Source organism: Ramlibacter sp. (assembly GCF_035627355.1).
Lineage (GTDB): Bacteria > Pseudomonadota > Gammaproteobacteria > Burkholderiales > Burkholderiaceae_C > Ramlibacter.
This window is the reverse complement of the sequence record NZ_DASPLW010000025.1, coordinates 105,696-114,967: the sequence shown is the minus strand read 5'-3', so window position 1 is coordinate 114,967 and position 9,272 is coordinate 105,696. Positions and strand designations below refer to the sequence as shown.

11 protein-coding genes are annotated in these 9,272 nt (G+C 72.3%); 7 read left to right on the top strand and 4 right to left on the bottom strand.

The features are described 5' to 3' along the window. The 3 genes from VEC03_RS07445 to VEC03_RS07435 form a co-directional block, all read right to left on the bottom strand. Positions 1 to 1,049 (bottom strand): hypothetical protein (locus VEC03_RS07445; RefSeq protein ID WP_324914063.1); only part of this gene is annotated, 1,049 nt, incomplete at its 3' end. A 183-nt stretch (positions 1,050 to 1,232) separates the two neighbouring features. After that, complete coding sequence (locus tag VEC03_RS07440) at positions 1,233 to 2,453, bottom strand: MFS transporter (RefSeq protein ID WP_324914061.1); 1,221 nt, start codon at positions 2,451 to 2,453, stop codon at positions 1,233 to 1,235. Continuing rightward, entirely contained in the window at positions 2,450 to 2,902 is a 453-nt protein-coding gene (locus VEC03_RS07435; protein ID WP_324914059.1) for a MarR family winged helix-turn-helix transcriptional regulator, read from the bottom strand. The genes VEC03_RS07440 and VEC03_RS07435 overlap by 4 nt, the downstream gene beginning before the upstream one ends. A 68-nt stretch (positions 2,903 to 2,970) precedes the next feature. Here VEC03_RS07435 and VEC03_RS07430 point away from each other — a divergent pair, with 68 nt between their 5' ends. The 3 genes from VEC03_RS07430 to VEC03_RS07420 all read left to right on the top strand — a co-directional run bounded on the left by VEC03_RS07430 (position 2,971) and on the right by VEC03_RS07420 (position 5,220). Continuing rightward, positions 2,971 to 3,513 (top strand): PaaI family thioesterase, encoded by a 543-nt coding sequence (locus tag VEC03_RS07430; RefSeq protein WP_324914057.1) that lies wholly within the window; start codon positions 2,971 to 2,973, stop codon positions 3,511 to 3,513. A gap of 132 nt (positions 3,514 to 3,645) precedes the next feature. Then, positions 3,646 to 4,032 carry a lactoylglutathione lyase gene (gloA, locus tag VEC03_RS07425; protein ID WP_324914055.1) on the top strand — a complete coding sequence of 129 codons (387 nt, stop codon included), beginning with the start codon at positions 3,646 to 3,648 and terminating at the stop codon, positions 4,030 to 4,032. Between the two features lie 111 nt (positions 4,033 to 4,143). Continuing rightward, positions 4,144 to 5,220, top strand: a complete 1,077-nt coding sequence (locus tag VEC03_RS07420) for a flavodoxin family protein (protein ID WP_324914054.1) — start codon at positions 4,144 to 4,146, stop codon at positions 5,218 to 5,220. Positions 5,221 to 5,234: 14 nt separating this feature from the next. Here the strand turns inward: VEC03_RS07420 and senB are convergent, their stop codons facing one another. Beyond that, positions 5,235 to 6,218, bottom strand: coding sequence for a selenoneine biosynthesis selenosugar synthase SenB (gene senB, locus VEC03_RS07415; RefSeq protein ID WP_324914053.1), 984 nt, complete (start codon positions 6,216 to 6,218; stop codon positions 5,235 to 5,237). Here senB and senA point away from each other — a divergent pair. From senA to VEC03_RS07395, 4 genes are all read left to right on the top strand, one after another. Next, a complete protein-coding gene (gene senA, locus VEC03_RS07410) occupies positions 6,206 to 7,438 on the top strand; it encodes a selenoneine synthase SenA (protein WP_324914051.1) in 1,233 nt (410 codons plus the stop codon). The genes senB and senA overlap by 13 nt on opposite strands. A 124-nt stretch (positions 7,439 to 7,562) precedes the next feature. Continuing rightward, positions 7,563 to 7,838 (top strand): hypothetical protein, encoded by a 276-nt coding sequence (locus tag VEC03_RS07405; protein WP_324914050.1) that lies wholly within the window; start codon positions 7,563 to 7,565, stop codon positions 7,836 to 7,838. A gap of 154 nt (positions 7,839 to 7,992) precedes the next feature. Next, positions 7,993 to 8,574 carry a hypothetical protein gene (locus VEC03_RS07400; RefSeq protein ID WP_324914048.1) on the top strand — a complete coding sequence of 194 codons (582 nt, stop codon included), beginning with the start codon at positions 7,993 to 7,995 and terminating at the stop codon, positions 8,572 to 8,574. Continuing rightward, positions 8,571 to 9,110 carry a hypothetical protein gene (locus VEC03_RS07395; RefSeq protein ID WP_324914047.1) on the top strand — a complete coding sequence of 180 codons (540 nt, stop codon included), beginning with the start codon at positions 8,571 to 8,573 and terminating at the stop codon, positions 9,108 to 9,110. The genes VEC03_RS07400 and VEC03_RS07395 overlap by 4 nt, the downstream gene beginning before the upstream one ends. Positions 9,111 to 9,272: the final 162 nt, after the last annotated feature.

The following is a 9,272-nucleotide window of genomic DNA, read 5'->3' as shown; positions in this document are numbered from 1 at the left end:
GTGGGCGCCGGCGTGGGTGCCGCCGTGGGCGCGGGGGTCGGGGCTGGCGTGGGTGCCGGTGTCGGTGCGGGTGTCGGCGCCGGTGTCGGTGCAGGCGTCGGCGCTGGAGTGGGCGCCGGTGTCGGTGCTGGCGTCGGGGCTGGCGTCGGGGCTGGCGTGGGCGCCGGGGTCGGCGCGGGCGTGGGTGCCGCTGTGGGTGCGGGCGTAGGCGCCGGCGTCGGTGCCGCCGTGGGCGCCGGCGTCGGTGCTGCGGTGGGCGCTGGTGTGGGCGCGGCCGTAGGGGCGCCGGCCTGCTTGACGCCGGTGATGACGAACCCGTTCTCGCCGTCGCTGCGCAGCGCCATGCCCACGGCCTGGAACGGGCTGGACGTGGTGTCGACGTACGCCACGCCGCTGGTGCTGGCCCCGTTGCCCAGGGCGCAGCTGGTGCCGGTGAAGGTGGCGCTCAGGTTGAACACGTTCTTGCCCGTGCCGCGCGGCACGATGCGGCCGCTGATGGAACAGCCGCTGTCCTGCGCGCTCAGGGTCCCCGTGGCATCCACCACCAGCGCCGGGAAGCTGAAGTCCGCGAACAGCGTACGTCCCTCGATCCACCAGGTGCCGACCACGTCGGCGGCGGAGGCGGGCCGGTCGTAGTCGGCCACGTACGACAGGGCCAGCCGCTGGCCGTTGCCCAGCACGGCATCGACGCTGGACCGGGGCACCAGCGAGCCTTCGGCGGTGCCGGGCTCGCGCAGGTTGGCATCGGCGTTGAAGTCGATGAAGGCGGAACTGAACCGGCTGCCGGAGCCCGTCGTCTCGCCCTGCACCAGTCCGCGCACGTTGGCGCCGGCGCGGTAGAAGCCCCAGGTCTGCCCGTTCTCCAGGATCAGCAGCGAGATCGAGAGGCCGTCCGAGGTGCTGCCGCTCCAGAAGCCCTCGGCCGTGTTGGACAGGCCCACGGCACTCGCATCGCCGCCTCCGTCCCCCCCGCCTCCGCCGCCCCCGCAGGCCCCGAGCAGGAGACCCGCCAGCGGTGGAACGAGCGCGAACGACAGCTTGATGCGCATGGAGCCCTCTTCCTGGATCGGCCCTTCGCAGGCGCAAAGGGGCTTCCCAGTTGACCGCAGCTGAGCGCGCGGCGCATCGGACAGTCGAGCCAAACCGCGTAGGACAAGATTCCCATGACACCGGCGGGACTCATCCGGCGAACTGGCCGGGTTGCGCGCGACGCGATTCGTTCGCGATGGCGATCAGGCCGCCGCGGCGGACGGCCGCGCCAGCCGGGCCTCGCGGATGGGCAGGTGGATGAGCGCGGCGCCCGCGGCCAGCACGATGTCCACGTACCAGACCCAGTCGTAGCTGCCGGTGGCCTGGAACACGGCGCCGCCCAGCCAGGCGCCGAGGAAGCCGCCGATCTGGTGCGTGAGCATGACCATCCCGAACAGCGTGGCCATGTTCGCCGGCCCGAAGAACTTGGCCACCAGCCCGGCGGTCGGCGGCACGGTCGACAGGAAGGTGACGCCCATCACCGCCGAGAACAGCAGCACGACCGGGCCGGTCTTGGGCGCCAGCAGGAACAGCAGCACCGCCAGCCCGCGGGTCGCGTACACCAGCGACAGCAGCGACTTCATGCGCCAGCGGCCGACGGCCCAGCCCATGGCGACGCTGCCCACGATGTTGAACAGCCCCAGCAGCGCCAGCGACCAGCCCGCCCATTGCGTCGGCAGGCCGCAGGCGGCCACCACGCCCGGCAGGTGGGTGGCGAGGAAGGCCACGTGGAAACCGCAGACGAAGAAGCCCGCGGCCAGCAGCCGGTAGCTGGGATCGCGCAGCGCCTGCCCGATCGCCTCGCGCGCGCCCAGGCGCCGGGGAGCGGCGGCGCCGCCCGCGTGCGACGGATGGCCGCGCAGCACCCACGCGGCCGGCAGGCACAGCAGCACCAGCAGCGCCATCGCCTGCATCGCACCGACCCAGCCGATGCCCACCATCAGTGCCGCCGCCAGCGGCGCCAGCAGGAACTGCCCGGTCGAGCCGCCCGCGTTGATGATGCCGGTGGCCATGCCCGCGCGCTGCGCGGGGATCATGCGCGTGGCCGCCGCCATCAGCACCGCCGGCCCGGCCATGCCGGCGCCACCCGCACCGAGCAAGCCGATGGCCAGCAGCAAGCCGGCGGTGCTGGTCATCCAGGGCGTGATGTAGGTGCCCACCGCCACCATCAGCGCGCCGGCGAGCAGCACCCGTCCGGCGCCGACTCGGTCGGCGATGGCGCCGGCGAAGGGCTGGGTGATGCCCCACCAGAGCTGGCCGAAGGCGAAGGCCAGGCTGATGCTGCCCAGGCCCAGTCCGGTCGAGGTGTTCAGCGGCGACAGGAACAGCCCCATGGTCTGGCGCACGCCCATGGTCAGCACGAAGGTCCCGGCCGCGGCCAGCAGGATGATCCAGACGGCCGCGCGGGCCCTCGACTCGCTCATTCGTGGTCTCCGGTGGATGGCGGCGCCAGCCGCTCGCTGCATTCGGCGATCAGCGCGTGCAGGGCGAGCACCCGCTCGATGCCCAGCCGCGCATTGAGTTGCTCCTGCGCCACCCGCCAGCGGCGCTGCGCTTCCTGGCGCTTGTCGCGGCCGGCATCGGTGGCGCTGATGCGGCGGCTGCGCGCGTCGTCGCCCGCCTCCACCACCAGCCAGCCGGCAGCGACCAGCGGCTGCAGGTTGCGGCTCAGGGTCGAGGGCGTGAGCTTCATCGCCCGCGCGAGGTCCACCGGACGCATCGGCCCCAGCTTGCACACGTGCGACAGCAGCGAGTACTGGGTGGTCTTCAGCCCGGTCTTGCCGAGCTCGGCGTCGTAGTGCTGCGCCACCTGCCGCATCAGCTTGCGCAGCTTGAGGTGGGTGCAGCCCTGGGGCTTGACAGCGGTGTCCATGGCGATTTATTGTAGCTGCAACGATTGCATATGCAAGTGTGAAGATGGAACCGACTGGAAGACACCCGATGACACAGCACAACTCCCTGGAAGACTGGCTGGCGCAGGAGCGCGAGCAGAACGCGCGCTTCGAGGCCGGTCCCGGCGCCGGCGTGGCCCGCCCCGAGCAGGTGGCGGGCCTCAGCGGGCTGGAGCTGATGCAGGCCATGCTGGCCGGCCGCCTGCCCTACCCGCCGATCGCCCGGACGCTGGACTTCCTGCTGATCGAGGCGGACGAGGGCCGCGCCGTGTTCCAGGGCACGCCCGGTCCGGCGCACCTCAACCCCATGGGCGGCATCCACGGCGGCTGGTATGCGACGCTGCTCGACTCCGCCCTGGGCTGCGCCGTGCACACCAGGCTGCCGCCGGGGCGCGGCTACACCACGGCGGAGCTGAGCGTCAACCTGGTGCGCGCGATCGGCAACAAGGCGCCGCGCGTCCGGGCCGAAGGCAAGGTGATCCACGCCGGCCGCCAGCTCGCCACCGCCGAAGCCCGGCTGTACGGGCCGGACGGAACCCTGTACGCGCACGGGACGACCACCTGCCTGGTGTTCGAGCTGCCGAAGGGCTGACGCCGTCATCCTCGCGACGCCTCCCTTCTTTGCTCGGCATCCGCAGAGCGTTCCTCGCGGCCTCAACTCGACGGCTTGCGCGCGCATCTGCTCACCGCTGAACGCGGGAGCTCCCTTCGCATAATCCCCCCCATGCGACTCCTCCACACCATGCTGCGCGTCGGCGACCTGCAGCGCTCCATCGACTTCTACACCCGCGTGCTCGACATGAAGCTGCTGCGCACCACCGAGCGGCCCGAGCAGAAGTACTCGCTGGCCTTCGTCGGCTACGGCAGCAATCCGGACCACGCCGAGATCGAACTGACCTACAACCATGGCGTGTCCGGCTACGAGCTGGGCACGGCCTACGGCCACATCGCGCTGGGTGTGCCGGACGCGTACGCAGCCTGCGAGAAGATCCGCGCGGCGGGCGGCACCATCACGCGCGAGCCGGGGCCGGTCCAGGGCGGCTCCACCGTGATCGCGTTCGTGACGGACCCGGACGGCTACAAGATCGAGCTGATCCAGCGCGACGCCTGAGTCGCTGCGCCGCGCCGCTGGCCCCAACCGGCCCTGAGCGCGGCTGTTACAGCGGGCCCTGCGAACGCGCGGCCCGGCCTACGCTGGGGCTTTCCGACCCCGGAGACCCCCATGGCGACCATCGACGTCCGCACCGGACAGGCACCACCCGCGCATACGCGCGAAGCCTTCCGCGAGCGCTTCCGGGCGCGCTTCTTCGACCCGGCCTTCCGTGCCGAGGACGCGGCGATCGACCGGCTGGAGGCGATCGCCTGGGACGGCTACTGCCAGGCGCGCAAGGCACCGGTCACGCGCAAGGCGGGGCCCGAATTCAAGGACCCCGACTACGACCTGTCGGTGGAGTGGTACGAGACGCGCAACCGGCTGCTGGCCGCGCAGCAGAAGTGGGCCGACCGCGCGACGCCTTCGCGGGTGCTGCTGATCAACTGCGCCACGCGCAACGACGGCACCTGCCCCGGCGAGATGTCCAAGAGCTTCCGGCTGGCGCGGATCGCGCAGGAGACGCTGTCCGCGGCGGGCCTGGAGACCGACCTGCTCGACCTGAGCCGGCTGGCCTCCGACTACGACCGCCACATCCATCCCTGCAAGGGCTGCGTCTCCACCGCCATGCCCCTGTGCCACTGGCCCTGCAGCTGCTACCCCAACCATGAACTGAACCAGGTGAACGACTGGATGGCGGAGATCTACGAGCGGTGGACCGCCGCCCACGGCGTGCTGCTGGTGACGCCGACCCACTGGTACACCATGTCCAGCCCGCTGAAGCTGATGATGGACCGGCTGGTCTGCGCGGACGGCGGCAATCCCGATCCGACCGCGACCGGGGGCAAGGACCCGAAGCGGGCCAAGCAGGTGGAACTGGATGGCTGGCCCTATCCCAAGCACCTGGCGGGGCGCACCTATGGCGTGGTGGTGCATGGCGACGTGGCCGGCATCGAGAGCACTCGGCGCGCCCTGTGCGACTGGCTGGACTGGATGGGTCTCATCGACGCCGGTTCGCAGGCTCGGCTCGACCGCTACATCGGCTACTACGAGCCCTACGCCACCAGCCACCAGGCGCTGGACGCCGACACCGGCGTGCAGGAGGAGGTGCGCAACGTCGCACGCGCGGTGGCCGCGGCGGTGGCCGAATTGCGCGAAGGCCGGCTGAGCGCGCCGGACAGCGGCCTGCGATCACCCCGGCAAAAGTAGGTCCGCGGGCGCGCTCAGCCCTGGTCCAGCTCGGCCAGCAGGCGCAGCAGGGCCTCGCGCTCGGCAGCTGGATCGAACAGGGGCGCACGTGCCGCGCATTGCACACGCAACCGGTCGAGCAAGCCGCCCGCGGCGGCCTGGCCTGCGCGGCAGTCCACCAGCAGCTGCGCGAGCGCGGCCGCGTCGCCCGGCGGGAAACAGCCCACGTACCCGGCGCCCAGCAGCCCCACGTTGCCCGGCACGCGCGAGGCCAGCACCGGTGTGCCGCTGCGGACCGCCTCGATGATCACGTTGGCGCCGCCTTCGAGCGCGCTGGTGTGGACCAGCACGTGCGCCTCGCGGATGCGGCGCAGCACCTCCTCGTGCGGCAGCGCGCCCAGCCAGGCGTAGCCCGGGCACGCCTCGGCGGTGGCGCGCGCCTGCTCGCCCAGCACCGGCTCGCTCGCCGCGCCGACGTGCTCGATGCGGATGTCGTCCCGGTCGCGCAAGCGCCGCGCCGCCTCGAACAGCGTCTGCGGCGCCTTCGCCGCGCGCAGGTGCCCCACCATCAGCGCGCGCAGGAGCTGCCGGGGCTTGTCGGCGGGCGGCACTGCCGGGGCCGACTGGAAAACGATCCGCGCCTTGTGCCGGTGCTGCGGCGGCAGGGCCTGCACGCCCAGATCCTGCAGCACCACCAGGCGCTGCGCCCGTTGCAGCGAGTGCCGGGCCGGACCGTCGTGCAGGATGTCCTCGTACAGGTCGGTACCGGTGAGCACCACCGCCAGCCCGCGTCCGGGATGGGCCTTCGCCCAGTTGGCGACGGCGTCCGCCGAGCGTCGTGCGTGCAGGGCCAGCATCGCGGCATCCCCGGCCGCATCGTCGCCATCGGGCCAGTGCCGGACGATGCGCACGCGGTGCGTGGGCGCCAGCAGTTGCGCCCAGCGCGAGGCGGTGCGCCAGTTGCCGTTGTTCGCATCGGCGAGCGCCGGGCTTACGATGACGAGCGATGGCTCAGGCATCGCAGCTTTATAGCGCGACCGGTCCGCGCGAGGCGCTGGCCTTGCGCAGCGGGACGACCAGGGAAGTCCGCGCCGCCTTGCTGGCGGTGCGGCGCCGCACGCTGGCGCTGGCCGACGCCACCCTCGCTGCGCTCGGTACGGCCTATCCCGGCGTGCCCTATGCCGCCGAACTCAATCCGCCGCTGTGGGAGCTGGGCCACGTGGCCTGGTTCCAGGAATGGTGGATCGCCCGCAACCGGCAACGCGCCCGGGGCGCGGCCTGCGATACCTCGCACCCGCGCGAGCCCTCGCTGCTGCCGCAGGCGGACGCCTGGTACGACTCCAGCCGCGTGGCCCACGCTTCGCGCTGGAGCTTGCCGCTGCCGGACGCCGACGGCACGCGCGAGTACCTGGCCCGTACCTTCTGGCGGACGCTGCGCCGGCTGGACGAGCTGCCCGCGGATGCCGGCCACGACGAGCTGTACTTCTTCCGGCTGGTCGCGTTGCACGAGGCGATGCACGCCGAGGCGGCGCTGTACATGGCGCAGACGCTGGGCATCTCGCCTGCAGCGGAAGCGGAGGACGAGCCGGCGCCTTCCACGAACGAAGAAATCGAACTGGCGGGCCAGCGTTTCCGCATGGGATCCGGCGGGCCCGGTTTCGCGTTCGACAACGAACTGCCGGCCCACGACACCACCCTCTCGCCGACCCGCATCGATGCGCGGGCGGTGAGCTGGGCGCGCTTCCTGCCCTTCGTCGCCGATGGCGGCTACGAGCAGCCCGAATGGTGGTCGGCGCCGGGCCGCGACTGGCTGCGGCAACGACCCGCGCCGTGGCGGTCCGAGGGCAGCCGCTGGCTGCGGCGGCGCGGCGGGCGCTGGCAGGCGGTCGATCCCACGCGCGCCGCCATGCACCTGACGGCTTTCGAGGCCGAGGCCTGGTGCCGCTGGGCCGGACGGCGCCTGCCCTCGGAGGCGGAGTGGGAATGCGCGGCGTTGTCGGCGCCGGACTTCCGCTGGGGCGAGGTGTGGGAGTGGACGGCCAGCCCGTTCGAGCCCTACGCCGGGTTCCAGCCGCATCCCTATCGCGACTACTCGGCACCGTGGTTCGGCACGCGCCGCGTGTTGCGGGGCGCCTGCCCGGCCACGTCGCCGGCGTTGGCCCATGCCCGCTATCGCAACTTCTTCGAGCCCCATCGCAGCGACGTGTTCGCCGGCTTCCGCAGCTGCCGCGACGCCTGAGCGGGCCGCTGCGCGCGGGCCTACAGCACAGGGGGCGCCGTCCCACAGGCCCAACGCAACCGCACCGGTATGTTGACCTCTACCAGCGGCAATCCCGCCGCTGCGAACCTCCAAGGAGATCGACATGGCACAACAGAACCAGGGCGGTAGCCGGAACCCGGGCAGCAACATGGGCCGCAACCAATCCAGCCAGCAGGAACAGGGCGGCCGCCACCAGCCCGGCCAGCAGCAACAGGGCGGCAACATGGGCCGCAACCCCTCCAGCCAGCAGGACCAGGGCCAGGGCCAATCCGGGCGGCAACAGCAACAGCAGCAGCACCAGAAGGGCCAGACCGACCAGCGCCAGCAGCGCAGCCGCTCCTCCCTCGACCAGGACGATGCGGATGTCGGCGAAAGCTGACCTCGCGTGAAGCCTCCCCGGCCGGCGCCACGGCCCGGCCGGACCTGTCCTACCACCGGATCAGCACGGGTGCAGCTTCCGGTGGGCACGGACCGACATCACGCGACGTTTCCGGGGCATAGCTTGGCGCCATGCACAACGAAAGGAGCCTGCCATGGAAACCGACCTGCTGATCCTCGCGCTGGTGATCCTGGCGCTGGTCGCCGTCGCCCTCTTCTTCCAGCAGCGCCAGTCCCGCACGCACCGCCTGCAACGCGACTTCGGCCCCGAGTACGGCCGCGCCGTCCGTGCGATGGGCAGCCGCGACAAGGCCGAAGCCGAATTGCTGGCCCGGCGCAAGCGGGTGCAGCAGTTCAAGCTCGTTCCGCTCAGCCCGGAGGACGCCCACCGCTTTACGCAGGCCTGGCGCGCGCTGCAGGCGCGCTTCGTGGACAGCCCGCGCGGCGTGCTTGGCGAAGCCGACGCGCTGGTGCGCGAGCTGATGGACAAGCGCGGCTACCCGGCTGGCGACGACTTCGAGCGGCGCGCCGCCGACATCTCGGTGCACCACCCCGGCGTGGTGGAGCACTACCGCGCCGCCCATGAACTGACCGAACGCGAACGCAGCGGCGAAGTCGACACCGAAGGCATGCGCCAGGCCGTGATCCATTACCGCGCCCTGTTCGCCGACCTGCTGCAGACGCAGGGTCCGCGCGAAGCGGGCCATCACCACCCTGAAATGAGGACCTCCGCATGAACCGCGAATCGCACGAACGCATGGGCACCGCCGACCTCGTGGCCGGCGCCGGACAGCAGGACCAGCGCGCCTGGAGCGAGCGCCAGGCCGGGGAGGCCATGGCCCACGGGCGCGACCCGCAGTTGCGGCAACAGGGCGACCCCGGCATGCCGCAGCAGATGGAGCAGCGCCACGCGCCGGAGCGCGAGCCTGTCCAGCACGGGCAAGCGCCGCAGGCGATGCACGGCCAGCCGCATGGGCAGCCGCAGGCGCACGGCATGGAGCAACTCGCGGCCCTGTTCCCGCCGGAGATCGCCGCGGAGTTCCGCGAGCGCTGGAACCAGGTGCAGATCGGGTTCGTGGACGACCCGCGGCAGGCGGTGCAGCAGGCCGACGAACTGGTGGCGCAGGTCATGAAGCGCCTGGCCGGCAGCTTCGCCGAGCAGCGGTCACGCCTCGAAGCCAGCCTGGGCCGCGACGGACAGGCCGACACGGAAGACATGCGCATGGCCCTGCGCGGCTACCGCTCGTTCTTCCAGCGGCTGCTGTCGCTCTGACGCGCGGGTATCGACGCGCACGATGCGACACGGCTTCGCGTGCCCGCTGGCGGCCGGCGTTCCACCGGGCCAGCCGCCACCGCAACCCCGGCCACCGCTGGGTCCGCAGCCCGAGCCGCCGCGCGGCCCCCTGCCCGCACCGCCGCCCGCCACCCGGACCCG

Coding starts and splice junctions, on each gene's coding strand:
- VEC03_RS07435 (WP_324914059.1), bottom strand. CDS start 2,902: ATGGACACCGCTGTCAAGCCCCAGGGCTGCACCCACCTCAAGCTGCGC.
- VEC03_RS07430 (WP_324914057.1), top strand. CDS start 2,971: ATGACACAGCACAACTCCCTGGAAGACTGGCTGGCGCAGGAGCGCGAG.
- VEC03_RS07405 (WP_324914050.1), top strand. CDS start 7,563: ATGGCACAACAGAACCAGGGCGGTAGCCGGAACCCGGGCAGCAACATG.
- VEC03_RS07395 (WP_324914047.1), top strand. CDS start 8,571: ATGAACCGCGAATCGCACGAACGCATGGGCACCGCCGACCTCGTGGCC.
- gloA (WP_324914055.1), top strand. CDS start 3,646: ATGCGACTCCTCCACACCATGCTGCGCGTCGGCGACCTGCAGCGCTCC.
- senA (WP_324914051.1), top strand. CDS start 6,206: ATGGCTCAGGCATCGCAGCTTTATAGCGCGACCGGTCCGCGCGAGGCG.
- VEC03_RS07440 (WP_324914061.1), bottom strand. CDS start 2,453: ATGAGCGAGTCGAGGGCCCGCGCGGCCGTCTGGATCATCCTGCTGGCC.
- senB (WP_324914053.1), bottom strand. CDS start 6,218: ATGCCTGAGCCATCGCTCGTCATCGTAAGCCCGGCGCTCGCCGATGCG.
- VEC03_RS07400 (WP_324914048.1), top strand. CDS start 7,993: ATGGAAACCGACCTGCTGATCCTCGCGCTGGTGATCCTGGCGCTGGTC.
- VEC03_RS07420 (WP_324914054.1), top strand. CDS start 4,144: ATGGCGACCATCGACGTCCGCACCGGACAGGCACCACCCGCGCATACG.